Below are 21,988 nucleotides of genomic sequence, written 5' to 3'. Positions count from 1 at the left end.
AATACAATGGAAAAGTTTATGATTATAGGTGAAAGAATACACTGTATATCACCAGCAATAAGAAAAGCATTAGCTGAAAGAGATCCAGCACCAATATTAAAGAGAGCTCAAGAGCAATTAGAAGCTGGAGCTCACTATATAGATTTCAACATAGGACCTGCAGAAAGAGATGGAGAAGAGTTAATGGCTTGGGGAGTTCAATTACTTCAAAAAGAATTTAACAATGTTCCATTAGCACTTGATACTGCTAATAGAAAAGCTATAGAAGCTGGTCTTAAAGTATATGATAGAACTCATGAAAAACCAATAATAAACTCTGCAGATGCAGGTGGAAGAATAGATTTAATAGATTTAGCAGGGGAATATGAAGCTAAAGTTATAGCTTTATGTGCTAAAGAAGGTATTCCAAGAGATAATGATGAGCGTATGGCTTACTGCCAAGAAATGTTAGAAAGAGGTTTAATGGCAGGATTAGAACCAGAAGATATGTTATTTGACCCATTATGCTTAGTTATAAAAGGAATGCAAGATAAGCAAGTAGAAGTTTTAGAAGCTATAAGAATGATGACTGAAATGGGATTATTAACTACAGGAGGATTATCTAATGTATCTAATGGATGTCCAAAGCATATAAGACCTATTTTAGACAGTGCATTCTTAGCTATGGCAATGGCAAATGGATTTAGCTCAGCTATAATAAATCCATGTGATGAAGAATTAATGAGAACTATAAAGTCTTGTGACATAATAAATGGAGCTTCTTTATACGCAGATTCTTACTTAGAATTAAACGAAGGTGGATTTGTATTTAACGCATAATCCCAAAATAACGTTTGAAGTACATATAGGAAACTATACTTAATAAACTTTAAATATAGCATAGTTTTCTATGTACTATAAAAATATATAAGAAGCTTAAAAGGGGGAAGTAGAGTGAATTTATATAATACGATTTTTAATGGATCAGATCAAGCTTTAGCACTAGCTAAAGGGTTATTAAGTGAAGCGATAGAAAAACATGGAAGAGACCATAAGGTGGCATTCCCTGACACAGCATATTCATTACCATGTATATATGCAGCTACAGGACAAAAGATGAATTCATTAGCTGATTTAGAAGTGGCTCTTGGAATAATAGAAAGTTTAATAAATAGAACGCATTTATTAGAGCATGCTTTTAATTCTGGTTTAGCTACAGCTCTTGCAGCTGAAGTTATAGAAGCATTAAAATACTCAACTATGGAAGCTCCATATAGTGAGCCTTGTGCAGGTCATATAACTGACCCTATAATAAGATCACTAGGGGTACCTCTAGTTACTGGAGATATACCAGGGGTTGCAGTTGTACTTGGAGAATGTCCAGATGCTGAAACTGCAGCTAAAGTTATAAAAGACTACCAATCTAAAGGTTTATTAACTTTCTTAGTTGGAAACGTAATAGATCAAGCTACAGAAGCTGGGGTTAAGATGGGTCTTGAACTAAGAGTTATACCATTAGGATATGATGTAACTTCTGTTATACACGTAGTATCAGTTGCAGTAAGAGCAGCTTTAATATTCGGAGGATTAACTCCAGGAGATTTACCAGGATTATTAGAGTATACTGCTAAGAGAGTTCCTGCATTTGTTAATGCATTTGGACCATTAAGTGAATTAATTGTATCTTGTGGAGCTGGAGCAATAGCTTTAGGATTCCCAGTTATAACTGATCAAACAGTTTTAGAAGTTCCAATGAACTTATTAACTCAAAAAGATTATAGCAAGTTTGTAGCTACTTCTTTAGAAGCTAGGGGAATAAAAATAAAAGTTACTGAAATACCAATACCAGTATCATTTGCAGCTGCATTTGAAGGTGAAAGAATAAGAAAGAACGACATGTTTGCTGAGTTTGGTGGAAATAAAACTGAAGCTTGGGAATTAGTTATTAAGAAAGAAATGAGTGAAGTTGAAGACCACAAAATAGAAGTTGTTGGTCCAAATATAGATGAAATAGAAGCAGATGGTATTGTAAGATTACCACTTGCAATAGTAGTTAAAATAGCTGGTAAAACAATGCAAGACGACTTTGAACCAGTTTTAGAAAGACGTTTACATTACTTCTTAAACTATATAGAAGGTATAATGCACGTTGGTCAAAGAGATATGTCTTGGATAAGAATATCTAAAGATGCTTACGAAAAAGGATTTAGATTAGAACATATAGGAGAAGTTTTATATGCTAAGATGTTAGATGAATTTGAATCTGTTGTTGATAAGTGCGAAGTTACAATAATAACAGATCCTGAGAAAGTATCTGCATTAAAAGGTGAAGCTATAACTAGATACGGTAAGAGAGATGAAAGATTAGCTTCATTAGTTGATGAAAGTGTTGAAGAATTCTATTCTTGTAACCTTTGTCAATCATTCGCTCCAGCACACGTTTGTGTTGTTACTCCTGAAAGACTTGGACTTTGTGGAGCTGTTAGCTGGTTAGATGCTAAAGCTACTAAAGAATTAGATCCAACAGGACCATGCCAACCAATAGTTAAGGGTGAATGTTTAGATGACAGAACAGGAATATGGGCATCAGTTAATGAAACAGTATCTGAAATATCTCAAGGTGCTGTTGAAAGTGTTACATTATATTCTATATTAGAAGATCCTATGACTTCATGTGGATGCTTCGAATGTATATGTGGTATAATGCCAGAAGCAAACGGATTCGTTATAGTTAACAGAGAATTCTCAGGAATAACTCCAGTTGGTATGACATTCGGTGAACTTGCTTCTATGACAGGTGGAGGAGTTCAAACTCCAGGATTCATGGGTCATGGAAGATACTTTATATCTTCTAAAAAGTTTGCTTATGCTGAAGGTGGACCAGAAAGAATAGTATGGATGCCAAAAGAATTAAAAGAATACGTAGCTGAAAAATTAAATGCTAGTGTTTTAGAACTGACTGGTATAGAAAACTTCACAGATATGATATGTGATGAAACTATAGCTAATGATTCTGAGGGAGTATTAGCTTTCTTAGAAGAAAAAGGTCATCCAGCATTATCTATGGAATGTGTAATGTAATTTAGAATATTAGGGGGATAAATATGAAAGTTATACCAAGCTTAAAATATTCAAATAAACATACTTGGGTAAAGGTTGAAGGTGAATTTGCTTATATAGGAATAACTGATTTTGCTCAAGATCAATTAGGAGAAGTATTGTTTGTTGAAATGCCAGAAGTTGAAGATGAATTAACTTTAGGTGAAGAATTTGGAGTTGTTGAATCTTCAAAGGTTGCATCTGACTTAATAGCTCCTATATCTGGAGAAGTAGTTGAAATAAACGAAAAGCTAGATGATGAACCAGAATATATAAATGAAGATGCATATGATGCATGGATAGTAAAAATCAAGTTATCAGATGCTGATGAAGTAGAAAATTTATTAAGCGCTGATGCTTATGAAGCAGGATTAGAGTAGTATAAACAAGGAGTATAGTAGATTTGATCGCACACAAATCTACTATACTCTTTTTGATTAGTATAGGTATTTAAATTTATAAAATTATAACATATACATTTAATAAATTAATAAAGGATAAATATTAAAAAGGATTTATAATAGGATGAATTTAAGTACTTATAAGTTAATTTATGGTAAAATTATATTAGAAAAAAGTATTGGGGGGAATGGATATGATAAAAGTTAATTTTAAGTCACACAATAAAGAAGTTTACTGTAACAAAGGGGATAAATTATTAGAAGTTGCAAGGAATTCCAATATATTTATAGACGCACCATGTAATGGAAATATATCTTGTGGAAAGTGTAAAGTAAAATTATTAAAAGGAAAAGTAGATACTAAAAAAACACTACATATAAAAGATGAAGAATGGGAACAGGGATACATATTAGCATGTAATACGAATGTAATAGAAGATATAGAAATAGAAGTTCCTTCTAAATTATCATCGTCTATGCATGGTATGAAAATAGAAGGCAGTGACAAGAAGAAGGATAAGGAAATTTTTGATAGAGCTAAAAATATAATAGAAACACACAATCTTGAATTCAAAACAAATATAGTTAAAACTTATATAGAGCTAGATGAGCCGACTATCGATGATAGTATAAGTGATGTAGATAGATTAGAAAGACATGTAAGAAATAATTTAGGATTTGATGAAATAGATTTCAAGCTAGAATTACTTAGAAAGCTCCCTGTAATATTTAGAGGAAGTAATTTTAAAGTAACAATAACTTATGTAAAAAAGAAAAATAAAATAACAATATTAAATATAGAGCAAGGTAACACAGAAGATAAACTTTATGGAGTTGCTATAGATATAGGTACAACTTCAGTAGTAGTTTGTTTAGTAGATTTATATACTAAAGAAGTTGTAGATAAAGCATCGTCAGGAAATGCACAAATAAAATATGGAGCAGATGTTATACATAGAATAATATACTCAACAAAGAAAAACGGATTAGAACAATTAAATAAAGCAGTAATAGATGAAACAATAAATCCGTTACTAGAGTCTCTATACATAAGAAACGATATAAATAAAGACAATGTAGTAACTCTTGTGATAGCAGGAAACACAACTATGTCTAGTTTGTTCTTAGGAGTATATACAGATTATTTAAGACAAGAACCATTCATACCACCATTTTTAAAATCACCAAAGCTAATGGGCGAAGATATAGGACTGAATGTTAATAATAGTGCATACGTTTACCTAGCTCCATCTGTAGCAAGTTATGTAGGAGGAGACATTACAGCCGGAGCATTATCAGCAGGCATTTGGGCAACTGAAGAAAACATACTATTTATTGACTTAGGAACTAATGGTGAAATAGTATTTGGTAACAAAGACTATATGATGAGTTGTGCTTGTTCTGCAGGTCCTGCATTTGAAGGTGGAGGAATAAGTTGTGGAATGAGGGCGTCAAATGGTGCTATAGAAAAAGTTAATATAGATAAAGAAACTTTAAAACCACAACTTACAATAATAGGAGATAGTGAACCTCTAGGGATATGTGGTTCAGGAATAATAGATTTAATATGTAAAATGTTACTTACAGGAATAATAGACAGAAGAGGGAAGATACATAGAGATTTAAAAAATGAAAGAGTTAGATTTAATGAATATGAAATAGGAGAATATGTATTAGCATTTAAAGAAGAGCATAACTTAGAAAATGATATAACAGTAACTGAAATTGATATAGATAATTTTATAAGAGCAAAGGGAGCAATATATTCAGGTGCTGCAACTCTTATAGAAAGCTTAGGGATGGATTTTAGCGTTATAGACAAAGTTTATATAGCTGGAGGAATAGGAAATAACTTAGATATTGAAAATTCAATTCTAATAGGATTACTTCCAGATATAGATAGAGAAAAATTTTCGTATATAGGAAACAGTTCTTTAGTTGGTGCTTATCTTGCTTTAATAAGCAAGGGTGCAAAAAATAAGTTAAAAGAGATAGGAAATGAAATGACGTATGTTGAGCTAAGTGTCTATCCGTCTTATATGGATGAATTTATATCAGCATGTTTCTTACCTCATACAAATATAGAACAATTCCCTACTGTTAAGACATTATTGGAGGGGTAAACTATGAAATTAACTTCTAAAATGAAAAGAGCTATGGGCATTAAAAATAGTAATTTTGGAAATAAGATAGAGTTCTCATACCCAAATGAAACATTAGCTATTAGTACTACTAATGATAGATGCAATTTAAGTTGTGCCCACTGTAATGGGAACTACTTGAAAAATATGACACCTATAGATGATTATGATACTAAAATAGAATCAAAAAATATAACTAGTATACTATTAAGTGGAGGATGCAGTTTTGAAGGAGATGTTCCGATAAATAGACATCTAGACACAATAAAGCAGCTTAAAGAAAAAGGATATAAATTAAATGCTCATTTAGGTCTCATGAGTAAAGAAACTATTGAAACAGTATGTGAGTATATTGATATAGTATCTTTTGATTTAGTATTCGATAAAGACACTATAAAAGAAGTATACAAAATTGATAAAACAAAAGACGATTATATAAGAGTATATGAAAGTATAAAAGAAAATACAGAAGTTGCACCACATATATGCATAGGTTTAAAAGGTGGAGAAATCAAAGGGGAGTACGAAATCATAAATTATTTATCAGAAAATTCACCTAAGAAAGTCACGTTCATAGTATTAATACCAACAAAAAATACTGAATATGAAAATGTAAGTCCGCCAGATTTAGATAAAGTAGCAGATGTTCTTTGTGAAGCTAGAATTAATCTACCTAATACAGAAATTAATTTAGGATGTATGAGACCTAGAGGGCAATATAGAAAAGATTTAGATGAGTTAGCACTAATGTGTGGAGTTAACAAGATAGTACTACCCTCTAGAAGTGCAAAGAACAAAGCAATAGAGATGAATATGAATACATTAGAAACTAAGGAGTGTTGTGTACTATGATTAGATTATCTTTGGGAACTGCAATAGAGCTTGGATTATTAAATAAGAAAAGTGATATACCTCCGACAACTGCATATATAATGATTGGAGACCAGTGTAGCAATAAATGTGCATTTTGTTCTCAGTCAACAGAAAGTAGTGCAAGGAAGGACAAGCTTTCAAGGGTAATTTGGCCTGAATATTCTAAGGAAGATATTTTGAAAGCATTTGAAGGTTATAAAGATAAAAATATAAAGAGAATGTGTATTCAATCTATGGCAAGTAATGATGCACATGAAACAGTGGAAGAATTTATATCTTATATTAAAGATAAAATAAATATTCCAATATCTTTATCTGCTAAACTTGAAAAAAGTGAAGATATTGAAAGATTCTTCTCGTATGGCGTTGATAAAATAGGAATAGCTATAGATGCAGCAAATAAAGAGTTATATGAAAATATAAAAGGTAATAATTACGAAGAAAAATTAGATTTTATAAGTAGTATGGCTCATAAATATAAAGGTAAGATAAGTACTCATATAATCGTTGGCCTAGGGGAGTCTCATAAGGATATACATGACCTGTACATATATTTAAAAGAGAGCAATGTAACTGTAAGCTTGTTTGCATTTACTCCTGTTAGGGGGACTAAAATGGAGAAAATAAGTCAACCTCCTATACAAAGTTATAGAAGAGTTCAACTTATGACGTACATGATAAATAAAGGATATACAGGTGATAATTTTATTTTTAAAAATGGATATGTAGAAAATATAAATTTAGATAATGAAATAAGAAAAGATATAGAAAGTGGATATCCTTTTGAGATAAGAGGATGTAAAAATTGTAATAGACCTTATTATAATGAAAGGCCTGGAAGTACTATTTATAATTACTCAAGAAGTTTAAATGAAGATGAAATAAAACTTGCTATAAAGGAAACGAATCTAGGGGGATAGGAATATGGACAAGTGGAGAGTAATAAGAAGCAAATCATATAATGGAGCAATGAATATGGCAATTGATGAAGCTATAATGATTGCACATAAAGAAGGTAAAGTAAAACCTACTCTTAGATTTTATAATTGGGACCCTGCATGTATAACTATAGGATATTTTCAAAAGCTTGAAGATGAAATAGATTTAGATAAATGTATGGAACTCAATGTAGATTGTGTAAGACGAATTACAGGAGGAAGAGCAGTACTTCACGACAATGAATTAACATATAGCATAATAGTTGGAGAAAATAATCCTCTGATGGATAGTAGTATAACTAAATCATATAAGTTTATAAGTGAAGGTTTAGTAAAAGGTTTAAATTTATGTGGAGTATATACAGATGAGTTAAATAAAGGGGAAAAAATAGAAAGAGAAAATTTATCAGCTGCATGTTTTAATGCACATGCATCTTATGAAATTTCTATTAATAAAAAGAAAGTAGTAGGAAGTGCTCAAAGTAGAAAAGATGGAATTATATTGCAACATGGTTCTATAATACTAGATTTTGATGTAAATAAACTGTTTGAGATTATAAAAACAGAAAGTCTAGAAAGAAAAGAGAGATTAATAAACTTTACGGCTAAAAAAGCTAGTGGAATAGAAAATGAAACTAATATAAAATTAGATGTAGATGAACTTGAAAAAAACTTAATCCAAGGAATAAAGGAACATTTTAATGTGGAGTTTATAGAAGAGGATTTAACTGAGTATGAATGTAACATAACAAAAAGTTTATATGAAAAATATGTAAGTGATGAGTATAACAAAAAAAGATAAAATTAATTGACTTTATGTAAATCAAAGTGATATACTCAAAGTATAAATAAATAGTAAATTTTGGAATCATGAAGGTTTCTTTAATGTATTGAAATACATGAAGAAGCCTCTTTTTGATTATATGAAAAAACGTTTACTAAAAGAATATTATTTGATAGAATTTAAGAAAGATAAACAATTAAATAATATAAAAAATAATACTAAAAAACAAATAAAGTGAAAATTATGGAGGGGATCAGTATGTGTGAATCAGCAGCATATGTATTAAAAGATGATAAATTAGAAAGAGTTATGGAGAACGTAGTAAGTGTAGATCCGCTTGAAGGAAAAGTTTATTTAACAGATTTATTAGGAGATCAAAAAATAGTAGATGGAAAGATAAAAGAAATAAGATTAATGGACCATAAGATAATAATATCAGAAGAGTAGTAATTATAAACTTTACAATTAATAAAAATGACTAAAAGAGATATTAGGGGAAGAAACATATGATAATAGCAGTAATAGATGGAATGGGTGGAGGAATAGGTGCTCAGGTAGTATCCAATTTGAGAGAAGAATTACCTACATACATAGATATATATGCATTGGGTACAAATTCAATTGCAACTAGTGCAATGATGAAAGCTCATGCTAACAAAGGAGCAACAGGAGAAAATGCCATTATAACATCAGTAAAAAAAGCAAATATAGTAGTGGCACCTATATCAGCAGTAATGCCAAATTCTATGATGGGAGAAGTAACGTGTAAAATAAGTGAAGCTGTAGCAGATTGTGAAGCTTTGAAGATACTGTTACCAATAATGCCAGAAAACATAGAGTTAGTAGGGCTAGAAAATAAACCTCTAGCATTACTTGTTAAAGATTCTATAAAAGTAATTAAAAAGGAATTTAATATAAAATAATGGGGGAAAAATAATGTTATTTAATAATGATACAGTAAGATACCATCACGCAGATGATCATGACCACGAACATGGACATGCACATGACCATGTACATCCACATTCTCACGGAGATAGTATAGAAAATAAAGATGAAAAAACTTTGAAAATATTATTACTTCACTGGGTAAATCACAATGAAACTCATGAAGAAGGATTTAGAGAGTGGGTAGATAAAGCTAGAGCTATAGGAAAAGAAGAAACAGCTAATAGCATAGAAAAGGCTATTGAATATATGAAACAAGCTAATGAGATGTTACTAGAAGCTAAAAAACATATGTAAATATATAATAAGAAAGAGGATAGATTAAATTATTAAAAATCTATCCTCTTTTTTATATACTAAGAATTTGATAGCATAAACTTTCGTTGGCATTTCAATTCCAATATATAAACTTGAAAAGAAAAAAGATGAGCATTTAGCTCATCTTTAAAATCTGTAAGATTCTTACTTTTGGGGAAAGTAGAATATAAACTAAAATGTTAACTTTTCATAATAGAAATAAAAAAAGCCAGAAGAATGGAGTCTTCTGACTTTCTACAAGTATTTTCAAATACTTAATTTATATCAATATGTACTAACAATTAAAGTATAAAATAAATATATAGATTATTCAACTTAAAATATAAGACAAAATATCATATAAATATAAAAGATTTTACAATTAAATAAAAATAAATAATTTATTATATTTTTATTTTAAAAAGAAATACAATAAGATAAATTCAATAAAAAAGAAATAGAAAAATACTAAAAAAAATATAAAAATCTATTATTTTGTATAAAATTAAATTTTCTGTAAAGTATAAAAGGTATTTACTTGGAAAATTTTGGAATGTATACTAAATTGGTAAAGAGATATCGAAGCATTTCAAAGCGCTTATCATACATTTGAGGGGCGACTATGTTAGGAAGAAATAATTTTAGATTTCACCATAATCCACATATAAATGGATGTTGTGGAAACGGAGGAGACGATTGTTGTGGAAGTCATGATCATGAAGATCATGTACATACACATGACCACGGACATGAACATGACCATGCAAATGGTGAAGGACATGACCACACAAATGGTGAAGGACATGACCACAATCATGAAGATGGATTTACAGGGACTCATAGCCATGACCACGGACACACACATGAACATGGATATGCTCACACAAATGACCATGAACATACTCATGCATAAGAATTAGATAATGAAAATAATTTAATTAAGAAATTAAATCAAAACCATGAAGGTTTATATTTTAAGAGGAGTATTTATTGTGCCCTTATATAACTTCATGGTTTTTTATTTTATGTAAATATCAAGCAATACGAAAATTTGAGGGGGAAAATATTATGGTAAAAAGTAAAAGTTTAAAAAGATTTTTAGTAGTATTAGCAATAGCAGGATTAACTTTAAATGTTGTAGGGTGTTCATCTAAAAACAAAGAAAATGGTGAAAAAACAGAAACTAAGGTTGAAGCAAGTAACTTCAAACCAGTAGAGTTTGTATACTCAGATGCAGCGAAAGATTATGACGTTAAAGTAGAGACTCCACGTCAAAAAGCAGTTACATTATCGCAATTTATGACTGAGATGCTACTGGCTTTAGATTTAGGGGATAGAATAACTGGAACTGCTCTTTTAGATAATCCAATATTACCAGAATTTAAAGAAGAATATGATAAGATACCTCAACTTGAAATAGGAGAAAATCACTCTGTATCAAAAGAAGGATTTATGGCTACTGGTGCAGACTTTGTTAGTGGATGGGACTCTTCTATAAGTGAACAAACTACAGGAGCACCTGATGAACTTATAAAAAAAGATATAACTCCGTTTATGGCAAAAGCTTATACAGCAGATGCAACAGTAGAAACAGTTTATGAAGATTTTGAGTTATTAGGAAAGATATTTGGAGTTGAAGATAAGGCTAAAGAAGTTATAGATAAAATGAAAAGTGATATAAAAGTTGTGACTGATAAAGTTGGAGACATTAAAGAAGAAGACAGAGTTAAGATGATGGTTTATGATTCAGGTGAAAATGATGCTATGATAGTAGGTGCAGGGCTTGCAAATAACTTAATAGATCTTGCAGGAGGGAAAAATGTATTTGGTAAGGACGCAGATAAGCCATATATAAATGTTTCTTGGGAAAGTATAGTAGCAGAGAATCCTGAAGTTATATTAGTAACTGATTTTATGGCAGGGGAACCAGTTCAAGATAAAATAGATTTTTTAAAGAGCCATCCAGCACTTAAAGATGTATCAGCTATAAAAAATAATAAAATACATGTTGTAAAATTAGCAGATTTATCTCCAGGTATTAGAAATGCTAAACTTGTAGAAGAAATGCATGGATACTTCTTTGGAGAAAGTAAGTAATGGAAGTAGTAGCACAAAATACTAAGAACCTTTCTAAAAAGAAAGGTTTCTTATTTTGGACTTTAGCACTTAGCGTTGTTTTACTAGCTGCAATAATAGGTGCAATAGCTGTAGGTAGTACATATATAGAACCTGGAGTAGTTTACAAGGTATTACTTAATAAGCTGTCAAATGAAAATATGTTTGAAATGAATTGGAATGTTATGTTTGAGAATATAATATGGGAAATAAGATTTCCAAGAGTTCTTTTAGGAGCTATATGTGGAGCGGGTCTTGCTATTTGCGGTGTGCTTATGCAATGTGTGACAAAAAATCCAATAGCAGAACCGTATATATTAGGTATATCTTCTGGAGCATCTTGTGGTGCTGTTGCAGTTATAGTACTTGGTGGAATATCTACACTTGGAATAAATAGTATAACTACTGGAGCATTTATCGGTTCTATGATATCTGGAGTTTTAGTATTTGCAATAGGTACTCAAATGGGTAAAACTACATCTACAACAAGGTTGGTACTTTCAGGGATGGCAATATCTACAATATTCTCTGCACTTACTAACTTACTTATATACTCAGCAGATAATTCTAATCAAGCAAAGAGTGCATTGTTCTGGACAATAGGTAGTTTAGGCGGTGCAAAATGGGAGGTATTATTACTTCCATTTATAGTGTTAGTTATAGTTATGATGGTAGCATTTGTAATGTCTAAATCTTTAGATATATTACTTCTTGGAGATGACAATGCAATAATACTTGGTATAAATGTAAAGCTTGTAAAATCAGTAATATTAATACTAGCTACATTCCTTACATCAACATTGGTTGCCATAACTGGTGCTATAGGATTTATAGGTCTTGTAGTTCCACATATATGTAGAACGATAGCGGGAAGTGACCATAAAAAACTTATAATACTTTCATCTTTAGTAGGGTCAATATTCTTGATACTATCAGATGTTGTAGCGAGGGCGCTTTTCCCTCCGATAGAAATACCAATAGGAATAATAACTTCATTAGTTGGTGGACCGTTCTTCTTATACCTAATTTCTAAGAAAAATTATGAATTCGGAGGAAAGGATTAATGAAAAAAGTCCAAGTTGAAAATCTAAGATTTAGTATAGATAAAAAGGAAATATTAAAAGGCATCTCTTTTGATGTTCCTAAAGGGGCGTTTATAGGTGTTATAGGACCAAACGGATGTGGAAAATCTACTTTACTTAAAAACATATATAGGCTTCATAAACCATCGAGTGGGAGCATTAGATTAGATGATAAGGAATTATCTAGTATGAAAGATAAAGAATGTGCAAAAGAAATTGCAGTCTTAGCACAAGAAGGTAGCTCTCAATTTGATTTTACTGTTGAGCAGATAGTAAAAATGGGACGTTATCCATATAAATCTATGTTTGAAGATTATTCTAAAAATGATTTACAAATGGTTAAAGATATGCTAAAAAAGGTAGGGCTAGATGATTATAGTGATAGAAGTTTCTCAAAGTTGTCGGGGGGAGAAAAACAAAGAACATTAATTGCTAGAGCTTTAGTTCAAAATACAGATTTTTTGATATTAGACGAGCCTACAAATCATTTAGACATAGGTTATCAAATACAGCTTATGGATTTAGTTAAAAGCCTTAATATAACGACATTGTCAGCTATACATGATATGAATATAGCCTCTATGTATTGTGACTATTTAGTAGTAATGAAAAATGGGCAAGTTACAAAATTTGGAACTGTAGAAGAAGTAATAACGTCAGAAATGTTAAAAGAAGTGTTTGGAGTTAATGCTTATGTTGGAGTTAATCCTATAAATAAAAAACTACAAGTTTCATTTATGCATACTCATGAGCATGTTAATGGAGTGGGACGTGATCATGTTCATGAAGATGAGTTTAGTTGTGAGCATGCACATTATCATGAACATATAAACTAAAAAGGTTAGCTAATATTAGCTAATCTTTTTATATTTAACTAACAGTATGTACATTAGTTGTTGACTTAGTTTTAGCGCAACCGTCTTCAATCATAATAAATAAATTTAAATTATAGAACACGGATGAAATTATTAAGGAAGTAACTGATGCAAATACATTACTTTCAGTTGATTAATATATAATATATGTTTTATATGATTTAAACTGAGAATTTAGGAAATAAATTTACTTTTTAATAAATTAAGCGTTGACTAAACTAAATATTAATAGTATAATTTACTTATAAAGAAATACAACTTGGAGAAGTACTCAAGTGGCTAAAGAGGTACCCCTGCTAAGGGTATAGGCTGGGTAACTGGTGCGAGGGTTCGAATCCCTCCTTCTCCGCCAGTAAAAGACTATCGATTAATCGATAGTCTTTTTTTATGCGATATAGTAAAAATAATTATTAAGGAGCTAAATCTTTTATATAAGAATTTTAGCTATTTTTGAATTAAATAGTTATACAAAGGATTTGACTACATACGAATTACTTACATAACTCAACGCTTTCTTTTGTGCATAGGATATCTTATCTATTAATTTCTATGTATTTTTCTAAGTTTTTTAGTTTACAATCATAAAAGGATAAATTTTCTTTAAAGAGTTTAATAGGATTTAGTATATCTATATTATAATAGTATTTAGCTATACATGAACTAGATTATTCAAGTCTATCAATTAAATATATTTAAAAACATAAGTAAGATTAATATAAATAACAAATTATATCTAACTCTAAGGTGTAAAAACTGGATATATAATAACAAATAATACTTCAAGGTGGTAGTTTATGATAAGTGTAGATAAATTAAATGAGAATCAACAAACAGCGGTAAATCATATAGATGGACCTTGTATGGTGCTTGCAGGTCCTGGGTCGGGTAAGACTAGGGTAATAACATATAGAATTGCTAATATGGTTGTAAATAAAGAGATAAAGCCGACTAGCATACTTGCAATAAGCTTTACTAAGGCATCTTCAATAGAAATGAAAAATAGAGCATTAAGCTTAAGTAAAGACTATAGAATGAATAAGGTTACATATGGAACATTCCATTCTGTATTTTTTAGGATTTTAAGATATTTTGAAAAATATAACATAGACAGTATCTTTGATGAAAAGTCAAAGAGGTTAGTTTTAAGAGGTATTCTTAAGAGTCTGAATGTAGAGAATGCAGATGATGATGAAACTGTAGGTCAAGTTATAAACGAAATATCATATGTGAAAAATGAATTAATGGAGAAAAGAGATTTTAAGTCTGAAATATTAAGTAGTGATGAATTTATAAAAACTTACAATTTATATGAAGAACATAAGGATCAGATAAATAAGATTGATTTTGATGATATGTTAATAAAAACATATCACTTATTACAAAATAACAAGTCAGCATTAGATATGATTCGTAACGTGTATAAATATATTCTTGTGGATGAGTTTCAAGATATAAATAAGGTGCAATTTGAGGTACTTAAATTAATAGCTAATCCTAGAAATAATATATTTGTAGTTGGAGATGAAGACCAAAGTATTTATGGATTTAGGGGATCAAGACCAGATTTTTTACTAGAATTTCAACAGTATTTCGAAGATACTAAAAAGGTATTATTAGATATTAATTATAGATCTAAAAATGAAATAATAAATGTAGCAAATAGGCTTATAGAAAAAAATGAAAATAGATATGAAAAAGTTATAAAGTGTAGTCAAGGTGAAGGAGCTAGAGTTAATTATGTATCTCCAGAGGATTCAGAAGAGGAAGCGGTATTCATTGCTAAAGAGATTTTAGAAGAAATAAAAAAAGACTACGTAGAATATACTGACTTTGCAGTAATATATAGAACTAATGTACAATCAAGAGCTCTTGTGGATATATTTATGGATATGAGAATTCCTTTTGTGGTAAAAGACTCTGTAGTTACAATATATGACCATTGGGCATCACAAGATATTCTAGCATATTTAAGAATAGGAATAAATCCAAAAGCTAATAAAGATTGGGTGAGAATTATAAATAAGCCTTTTAGATATATTTCTAAAGACAATGTAAATATGATAAAAGAAGAATCAGATTTTATAAATGCATTAATAAATAAATGTGATCTTCATCCTAAGCAAGTAAAGACTATAAATGATTTAGAAATAGATTTAAGTTATTTAAAAACATTAAATCCTAAGAATGCTATATCTTATATTAGGACAAGTTTAGATTATGACAGATATATACTAGATTACTGCTCAAATAGAAAGATAAAAGCCCATGGTCTAGTAGAAATCTTAAATGAACTAGAAAGTTCAGCTACCAATTTTAAAACTATACAGGAATACATGGATCATATAGAAAGAGTAAAATCAGAACTTATAGACAACAAAAACAAAAAAGATACAGATGGTGTAATTTTCACAACTATGCATAGTGCAAAGGGATTAGAGTTTAAAAATGTATATATAATAGGAGCAAATGAAGGAACTATTCCGCATGAAAAGTCTTATGATATAGATGATGAAAAAAAGAAGACAGAGCAAATAGAAGAAGAAAGAAGACTTATGTATGTAGCTATTACAAGAGCAGAAGAAAATTTATATATAAGTTCCCCGATTAACAAATATGGTAAGAAAGTGTCTAAATCAAGGTTTATTGATGATATAAAAGCTCCAACTAATAAAGAGATACAAAATACAACCATAGGAGATAAGATATATCATAAGAGATTTAAAGAGGGCACAATTATACAAAAAGAAAGAGACTCTATTAAGGTAAGATTTAAAGATGGAGATAGATTACTTGATTATAAAGTTTGTCTCGCTAATGGAATGATATGGAAAATATAAAATAGAAAAACCTCCTTAAAAATCATAATTATGATTTCTAAAGAGGTTTTTATAAATTGATTAATAAGTATTTATTTAATTTCATAAGTATTTAATAATAAATACCTTTTTCAAATAAATCTTTTATTTCATTTAAATCATCTGTTTTTCCTAAAGCTAACATAAGTTTTATCCTAGCTTTTTGACCTGGAAGATCTCCACCAAATATACACCCAAGGTTTCTTAAATCTCTTCCAGAACCTAAATATCCATAACTATCAAATACTCTACCAGAATGACATCTAGAAACTATAACAACTGGTATATTATTTTCTCTAGCATATTTTACACCTTCAAACATCTGAGGAGGTATATTTCCTCTACCCATAGCTTCTATAACGATTCCCTTATATCCGTTATCAGTAGCTAATTTTATAAAATCAGCATCCATTCCAACTGCAGCTTTGAATAAAGCAACTTTTGATTCTACTTTGTCAGTGTCAATAATTGTTCTAGAACTGACATTTTTAGATACTACAAGCTCATTACAATCTATTATACCTAAAGGACCAGACCCTAAAGCTTGGAATGTATTTAATGATAATGTATTTGTCTTAGTAGCTTCAGAAGCTAGCATAACCACATCATTTAAGACAACAAGAACACCTTTACCAACAGATTCATTAGAAATAGCTGTACAAACTGCTGCGGATAAATTGCTAGGACCATCGTATCCAAGCTCAGAACTACTTCTCATAGCTCCTGTAACTATAACTGGCTTTATGCTAGTTATAGTTAAATCTAAGAAATAAGCAGTTTCTTCTAAACTATCAGTGCCATGAGTAACAACAACGCCTGCGATATCTTCTCTTATAAGTAAATTATTCACATAATCCTTTAGCTCCATCATCCTCTGCGGTGTAATATGAGGGCCAGGTATTTCATCAAAATTAAGAACTTCAACTTCAGCAACTCTATCAATGTTAGTTACCATTGACATGATTTGCTCTCCAGATAAAGTAGGTATAGCAGCACCAATTTTTTTATCTACTGTCATAGATATAGTTCCACCTGTAAAAACTATTGCAACTTTTTTCTTTTTAATCATATATATAGTCTCCTTTAAGATATATTAATCTATATTGTATTTAAATTATATCAAAGAAAACCTATATAGGTCTATTGTGTTAAATTTTAAATTAAGAAATAACAAATTATTTTTAATTGAGATTTAATATTTAGATACCAAGAACCTATAAGTAAGGCTCATGGGAAAGATTATGCATTAATGATTATAAGTTATATATAAATCGAATAAGTATTAATGCATAAAAAAAAAGAGCTCGGGGAAGCTCTTTTTTTTCTGATAAGCTGACTTCCGTTGTCAACTTAACATAATGGATATAAAGTCTATCCGTTCAAAAGGGGTATTGGGAATAGAGATTTTAATTAAGGTTATCAGGGGGATAACCATGTATTAATAATAACAAAATTCGACATAAAAAGCAATAGTTTTTTTTAAAAAAATATTATTAATTAATTATATACGTAAAAAGTATATTAATGAAATTATTTGTAGAATTTTGATTAAATAAAACTATAGCCGAGCTATATAATAAAACTCTTTATAAAAATATTTAACAAAAAAATAAAACCTACTTCATTTCCGATTGTGAAGTAGGCTATAAATGAATAAAAAATACTCATTTAAAAGGGGTATTGGGAATAGAGATTTTACTAAGGTTATCAGGGGGATAACCTTAAATAAATAATATCAAAATTCGACATAAAAAGCAATACATTATGAGGTAAATATTGTAAAATTATAAAATTCTACAAAAAAATCTAAAATATCTTATTGATATACATAGACTATATAATATAGTAATAATTATTATACATATTTGTTAATATTACTCATTAAATGTTAAAAATTATATTAGAAAGTGGTATAATAAAAGGATATGAATTTTAACTGTAATGTAAATATTTTGAATTTAAAATTATAATTATTTACATTAATAATGCTAAATATAGTATGATTTAGAATTAATATAGTATAATATGATTTTTTTTTATTGTTTTGATAAATAAGCTATAAATTTGGAAACAATAAATACAAGTAAATTGATTAATGATAATCTAAGGAATTTAGAAAGTTACTATTTATATATAAAAGTTACATAGAATAGAAAGTTGGTGCAATATATGGAGATATATTTAGATAATAGTGCTACAACAAAACCATATCAAGAAGTGATAGATAAAGTAGTTTATGCACTTAATACAGATTATGCAAATCCATCTTCACTACATAGAAAAGGTACTGAAGTTGAGAAAAATATAAAGTCAATAAGACAAAATATAGCCAGATCAATAGGAGCCAAGGATAAAGAGATATATTTTACATCTGGAGGCACAGAGGCTAACAATACTATAATAAGAGGTGTAGTCAATTTACACAAAAAAAGAAAAAATCATATAATATCTACAACTATAGAACATCCTTCAGTGTTAAATACACTTAAAGATTTAGAGAGTGAAGGACTTGAAGTGACATACCTAAAAGTTGATAAAGAAGGAAAAATAGATATAAATGAATTTAAAGAAGCTATAAAACCTACTACATGCTTAGTTAGTATAATGCATGTTAATAATGAGGTAGGAGCGATACAACCTATACAAGAAATAGGAAAATATCTTAAATCTCTAAGTGAAAAAATATATCTACACGTAGATGCAGTGCAATCATTTTCAAAAATTAATTTTAGACCATCAAGATATAATATAGACTTTATGAGTGTAAGTGGACATAAGTTCCATGGCCCTAAAGGTATTGGATTTATGTACATAAAAGAGAATAATAGATTAAAGCCTATGTTAACAGGTGGAGGTCAAGAAATAGGAATAAGATCAGGTACTGAAAATACACCAGGAATATATGGTTTAGGAGAAGCAATAAACATAATAAGTAAAGATTTAGATTCTAAGATAGAAAAAATAGAAAAATTAAAGAACTTACTTAAAGATGAGATAGTAAAGAATATAGATGATATAAAATTAAATTCTCCAGAAGATGGAGTATGCCATATATTAAACATTTCATTTAGAGGAATAAAAGGAGAAGTTCTTCTTCATTATTTAGAGCAAAAAGGATTATATGTATCAACAGGATCTGCTTGTTCATCAAAGAAAAAGGGAAGCCATGTATTAAATGAAATGCAACTTACTCCAGATGAAATAGAAGGAGCTATACGATTTAGTTTATCAGACTTAAATACAGAAGAAGAAATATTAGAAGCTGTAAAAATAGTAAAAGAATCAATAAGTGATTTAAGAATGATAATAAGAAGAAGATAAAATTCGATTCGCTCATGCAGCCAATGGCCTAAAAAACGGGCCCGTTGCTCAAAATTATCAACATAATGTTAAATATATTAGGCTTTGACTAAATAAAAATAAGAGGTGACACATTTGTATAATATACTAATAGTTAAATACGGAGAAATAGGTGTAAAGGGTAAAAATAGATACATATTTGAAAATAAGTTAATAAAAAATGTAAAGAATATGCTAAAGCCAATAGGTGACTTTAAAGTATATAAAGAATATGGAAGAATTTATGTAGATTTAGAAAACTATGATTATGAAGAAATAATAGAAGAAGTAAAGAAAGTATTCGGTATAGTAGGAGTTTGTCCAGCTATAAGAGCTGAAAAAGATTATAATAAATTAAAAGAATTAGCACTACAAATGTTAGAAGAAAAAATAGAACAAGGTGCTAAGTCTTTCAAAGTTGAATCAAGAAGAGGAGATAAAAGTTTTGAATTAACTTCTCAAGAAATGAGCTTAGATATAGGTGGATATTTAGTATCTCAAGTTAAAGATAGAATAGCAGTTGATGTTAGAAATCCAGACATTAAAATAAAGTGTGAATTAAGAGAAAATCATGTTATGGCATATAGTGATACTGTTGCTGGATATGGAGGATTACCTCTTGGAACTAATGGTAGAGCAATGTCTTTATTATCTGGAGGAATAGATAGTCCTGTAGCGTCATGGATGGTTGCTAAAAGAGGTATGGAATTAGAAGCAATACATTTCCATAGCTACCCATTCACAAGTGAAAAATCTCAAGAAAAAGTAAGAGATTTAGCTAAAATATTAGCTAAGTATTGTGGAAGGGTTAGATTACACAAAGTTAATATGTTAGAGATACAAAAAGCTATAGGACTAGAATGTAAAGATGAAGAAATGACTATAATATCAAGAAGATTCATGATGAAAATAGCACAAAGAGTGGCAGAGAAGAGATTCTGTGAAGCTTTAGTTACAGGAGAAAGTATAGGGCAAGTAGCATCTCAAACGATACAAGGATTAACTTGTACAGATGCATCTGTAAATATACCTGTATTTAGACCTCTTATAGCTATGGATAAAACAGAAATAATAGATATAGCTCAAAAAATAGGAACATTTGAAACATCTATATTACCAGAAGAAGATTGTTGTACAGTATTTTCTCCTAAGAAACCAGTAACTAAACCAAGATTGGATAGAATAGAAAAATCAGAAAGTGTCTTAGATATTGAAAGATTAATACAAGATGCAATAGATAATATAGAAGTAGAAGATTTAGAGTTTTAATTAGATAAAATAATTAATAGTCTAATCGTACAGATTAAATGCATGACTAGTTTTTTAATAATTATTAATTAAGTCATAAAATTAATAAAAAGAGGAAGTCCAATTAAATTAGACTTCCTTTTTGATATGTTAATAATTATTTTGCTTTATTAAATACATTAACACCGAATTTTTCTATTATTTTTACTGCTTTTTCAATATCTTCAGAAGATGCATTTTCAACATCTTTTAGTTCGTAATCTATACCCATACTTTCCCATTTGTGAACACCTAGAGTATGATAAGGTAATAATTCAAATCTTTCAACATTATTTAAAGAAGAAACAAATTGTCCTAATTTTTCTAAGTTCTCAAGATCATCTGTAATACCAGGAACAAGAACGTGTCTTATCCAAACTGGTATATTTCTTTCATCTAAGTGCTTAGCTAACTTTAATGACTTTTCAATTCCAACACCAGTTAAGTCTTTAGATTTTTCTTCTACCATATGTTTTAAATCAAGTAAAACAAGGTCAGTATTATCAAGTATTGGATCTACTATATCTATATTTACAAATCCAGAAGTATCTAGACAAGTGTGTATTTTATTTTTCTTAGCCTTAGCAAATAATTCAGTTAAGAACTCAGGTTGCAATGTAGACTCACCACCAGATACAGTTATACCTCCACCGGAGAATTTCATATATGAAGAATATTTAAGTACTTGATTGATTATTTCATCTGTTGTATATTCTTTTCCGCCTTTAGTATCCCAAGTGTCTCTATTGTGGCAATATTTACATCTTAATTGGCATCCTTGCATAAATAGTATGAATCTTATTCCAGGACCATCAACTGTCCCAAATGTTTCTATTGAATGTACTCTTCCTTTAATCATAATGTTCACCTCATAAGTTGATTTTAAATTAATTTATTTAAATATATAATATACTGTATACAATAATGAATTACAAATATATTATATGATATTATCCATACAATGTCTACACAAAC

The 21,988-nt window shown here is 29.4% G+C and carries 19 protein-coding genes and 1 tRNA gene; 18 read left to right on the top strand and 2 right to left on the bottom strand.

The annotated features are described in order from the left end of the window. Window positions 1-6: 6 nt before the first annotated feature. From acsE to AC11VW_RS06150, 16 genes are all read left to right on the top strand, one after another. Window positions 7-819, top strand: coding sequence for a carbon monoxide dehydrogenase/acetyl-CoA synthase methytransferase subunit (acsE, locus tag AC11VW_RS06225; RefSeq protein WP_484300536.1), 813 nt, complete (start codon window positions 7-9; stop codon window positions 817-819). 114 nt (window positions 820-933) lie between these two features. Next, window positions 934-3,060: an acetyl-CoA decarbonylase/synthase complex subunit alpha/beta gene (acsB, locus tag AC11VW_RS06220; RefSeq protein ID WP_484300535.1), complete on the top strand. Its 2,127-nt coding sequence runs from the start codon at window positions 934-936 to the stop codon at window positions 3,058-3,060. 23 nt (window positions 3,061-3,083) lie between these two features. Continuing rightward, the gene (gcvH, locus tag AC11VW_RS06215) at window positions 3,084-3,458 is read left to right on the top strand and encodes a glycine cleavage system protein GcvH (protein ID WP_484300534.1); all 375 of its coding nucleotides are present in this window, start codon (window positions 3,084-3,086) and stop codon (window positions 3,456-3,458) included. 215 nt (window positions 3,459-3,673) lie between these two features. Further along, on the top strand, window positions 3,674-5,602 hold the full coding sequence (acsV, locus tag AC11VW_RS06210; RefSeq protein ID WP_484300533.1) for a corrinoid activation/regeneration protein AcsV: 1,929 nt from the start codon (window positions 3,674-3,676) through the stop codon (window positions 5,600-5,602). 3 nt (window positions 5,603-5,605) lie between these two features. After that, a complete protein-coding gene (lipS1, locus tag AC11VW_RS06205; RefSeq protein WP_484300532.1) occupies window positions 5,606-6,472 on the top strand; it encodes a LipS1 family lipoyl synthase in 867 nt (288 codons plus the stop codon). Continuing rightward, entirely contained in the window at window positions 6,469-7,413 is a 945-nt protein-coding gene (lipS2, locus tag AC11VW_RS06200; RefSeq protein WP_484300531.1) for a LipS2 family lipoyl synthase, read from the top strand. Before lipS1 ends, lipS2 begins: the two co-directional genes overlap by 4 nt. 4 nt (window positions 7,414-7,417) lie before the next feature. After that, a complete protein-coding gene (locus tag AC11VW_RS06195) occupies window positions 7,418-8,233 on the top strand; it encodes a lipoate--protein ligase family protein (protein ID WP_484300530.1) in 816 nt (271 codons plus the stop codon). A gap of 240 nt (window positions 8,234-8,473) precedes the next feature. After that, complete coding sequence (locus AC11VW_RS06190) at window positions 8,474-8,662, top strand: CooT family nickel-binding protein (RefSeq protein ID WP_484300529.1); 189 nt, start codon at window positions 8,474-8,476, stop codon at window positions 8,660-8,662. A 59-nt stretch (window positions 8,663-8,721) separates the two neighbouring features. Further along, window positions 8,722-9,138 (top strand): DUF3842 family protein, encoded by a 417-nt coding sequence (locus AC11VW_RS06185; protein ID WP_484300528.1) that lies wholly within the window; start codon window positions 8,722-8,724, stop codon window positions 9,136-9,138. 13 nt (window positions 9,139-9,151) lie between these two features. Continuing rightward, window positions 9,152-9,460: a DUF8180 domain-containing protein gene (locus AC11VW_RS06180; RefSeq protein ID WP_484300527.1), complete on the top strand. Its 309-nt coding sequence runs from the start codon at window positions 9,152-9,154 to the stop codon at window positions 9,458-9,460. 622 nt (window positions 9,461-10,082) lie between these two features. After that, window positions 10,083-10,373: a hypothetical protein gene (locus tag AC11VW_RS06175; RefSeq protein ID WP_484300526.1), complete on the top strand. Its 291-nt coding sequence runs from the start codon at window positions 10,083-10,085 to the stop codon at window positions 10,371-10,373. A gap of 155 nt (window positions 10,374-10,528) precedes the next feature. Beyond that, complete coding sequence (locus tag AC11VW_RS06170; RefSeq protein WP_484300525.1) at window positions 10,529-11,557, top strand: ABC transporter substrate-binding protein; 1,029 nt, start codon at window positions 10,529-10,531, stop codon at window positions 11,555-11,557. Beyond that, window positions 11,557-12,639 (top strand): FecCD family ABC transporter permease, encoded by a 1,083-nt coding sequence (locus tag AC11VW_RS06165; protein ID WP_484300524.1) that lies wholly within the window; start codon window positions 11,557-11,559, stop codon window positions 12,637-12,639. Before AC11VW_RS06170 ends, AC11VW_RS06165 begins: the two co-directional genes overlap by 1 nt. Beyond that, window positions 12,639-13,493 (top strand): ABC transporter ATP-binding protein, encoded by an 855-nt coding sequence (locus AC11VW_RS06160; protein WP_484300523.1) that lies wholly within the window; start codon window positions 12,639-12,641, stop codon window positions 13,491-13,493. Before AC11VW_RS06165 ends, AC11VW_RS06160 begins: the two co-directional genes overlap by 1 nt. Before the next feature lie 300 nt (window positions 13,494-13,793). Next, a tRNA-Ser gene (locus AC11VW_RS06155) sits at window positions 13,794-13,884 on the top strand. Between the two features lie 442 nt (window positions 13,885-14,326). Beyond that, window positions 14,327-16,369 carry an ATP-dependent helicase gene (locus tag AC11VW_RS06150; RefSeq protein WP_484300522.1) on the top strand — a complete coding sequence of 681 codons (2,043 nt, stop codon included), beginning with the start codon at window positions 14,327-14,329 and terminating at the stop codon, window positions 16,367-16,369. Between the two features lie 91 nt (window positions 16,370-16,460). On the opposite strand, the gene AC11VW_RS06145 is transcribed toward AC11VW_RS06150, so the two are convergent. Next, window positions 16,461-17,456 carry an asparaginase gene (locus AC11VW_RS06145; protein WP_484300521.1) on the bottom strand — a complete coding sequence of 332 codons (996 nt, stop codon included), beginning with the start codon at window positions 17,454-17,456 and terminating at the stop codon, window positions 16,461-16,463. 1,100 nt (window positions 17,457-18,556) lie between these two features. Between AC11VW_RS06145 and AC11VW_RS06140 the strand changes: the two genes are divergently transcribed. Together AC11VW_RS06140 and thiI are read left to right on the top strand one after the other, a co-directional pair. After that, a complete protein-coding gene (locus AC11VW_RS06140) occupies window positions 18,557-19,708 on the top strand; it encodes a cysteine desulfurase family protein (RefSeq protein ID WP_484300520.1) in 1,152 nt (383 codons plus the stop codon). Between the two features lie 114 nt (window positions 19,709-19,822). Then, on the top strand, window positions 19,823-20,995 hold the full coding sequence (thiI, locus tag AC11VW_RS06135; RefSeq protein WP_484300519.1) for a tRNA uracil 4-sulfurtransferase ThiI: 1,173 nt from the start codon (window positions 19,823-19,825) through the stop codon (window positions 20,993-20,995). 136 nt (window positions 20,996-21,131) lie between these two features. Here thiI and pflA read toward each other — a convergent pair whose 3' ends face one another. Then, on the bottom strand, window positions 21,132-21,872 hold the full coding sequence (gene pflA, locus AC11VW_RS06130) for a pyruvate formate-lyase-activating protein (RefSeq protein WP_484300518.1): 741 nt from the start codon (window positions 21,870-21,872) through the stop codon (window positions 21,132-21,134). Between the last annotated feature and the right edge of the window lie 116 nt (window positions 21,873-21,988).

The sequence above is a fragment of the Romboutsia sp. genome, assembly GCF_056995035.1.
This window is presented reverse-complemented; position numbering and strand designations above follow the sequence as displayed.

Excerpts from the sequence above, each read along its gene's own strand:
- acsE (WP_484300536.1), top strand. The coding sequence starts at position 7 with ATGGAAAAGTTTATGATTATAGGTGAAAGAATACACTGTATATCACCA.
- gcvH (WP_484300534.1), top strand. The coding sequence starts at position 3,084 with ATGAAAGTTATACCAAGCTTAAAATATTCAAATAAACATACTTGGGTA.
- acsV (WP_484300533.1), top strand. The coding sequence starts at position 3,674 with ATGATAAAAGTTAATTTTAAGTCACACAATAAAGAAGTTTACTGTAAC.
- lipS1 (WP_484300532.1), top strand. The coding sequence starts at position 5,606 with ATGAAATTAACTTCTAAAATGAAAAGAGCTATGGGCATTAAAAATAGT.
- lipS2 (WP_484300531.1), top strand. The coding sequence starts at position 6,469 with ATGATTAGATTATCTTTGGGAACTGCAATAGAGCTTGGATTATTAAAT.
- AC11VW_RS06195 (WP_484300530.1), top strand. The coding sequence starts at position 7,418 with ATGGACAAGTGGAGAGTAATAAGAAGCAAATCATATAATGGAGCAATG.
- AC11VW_RS06190 (WP_484300529.1), top strand. The coding sequence starts at position 8,474 with ATGTGTGAATCAGCAGCATATGTATTAAAAGATGATAAATTAGAAAGA.
- AC11VW_RS06185 (WP_484300528.1), top strand. The coding sequence starts at position 8,722 with ATGATAATAGCAGTAATAGATGGAATGGGTGGAGGAATAGGTGCTCAG.
- AC11VW_RS06180 (WP_484300527.1), top strand. The coding sequence starts at position 9,152 with ATGTTATTTAATAATGATACAGTAAGATACCATCACGCAGATGATCAT.
- AC11VW_RS06175 (WP_484300526.1), top strand. The coding sequence starts at position 10,083 with ATGTTAGGAAGAAATAATTTTAGATTTCACCATAATCCACATATAAAT.
- AC11VW_RS06170 (WP_484300525.1), top strand. The coding sequence starts at position 10,529 with ATGGTAAAAAGTAAAAGTTTAAAAAGATTTTTAGTAGTATTAGCAATA.
- AC11VW_RS06165 (WP_484300524.1), top strand. The coding sequence starts at position 11,557 with ATGGAAGTAGTAGCACAAAATACTAAGAACCTTTCTAAAAAGAAAGGT.
- AC11VW_RS06160 (WP_484300523.1), top strand. The coding sequence starts at position 12,639 with ATGAAAAAAGTCCAAGTTGAAAATCTAAGATTTAGTATAGATAAAAAG.
- AC11VW_RS06150 (WP_484300522.1), top strand. The coding sequence starts at position 14,327 with ATGATAAGTGTAGATAAATTAAATGAGAATCAACAAACAGCGGTAAAT.
- AC11VW_RS06145 (WP_484300521.1), bottom strand. The coding sequence starts at position 17,456 with ATGATTAAAAAGAAAAAAGTTGCAATAGTTTTTACAGGTGGAACTATA.
- AC11VW_RS06140 (WP_484300520.1), top strand. The coding sequence starts at position 18,557 with ATGGAGATATATTTAGATAATAGTGCTACAACAAAACCATATCAAGAA.
- pflA (WP_484300518.1), bottom strand. The coding sequence starts at position 21,872 with ATGATTAAAGGAAGAGTACATTCAATAGAAACATTTGGGACAGTTGAT.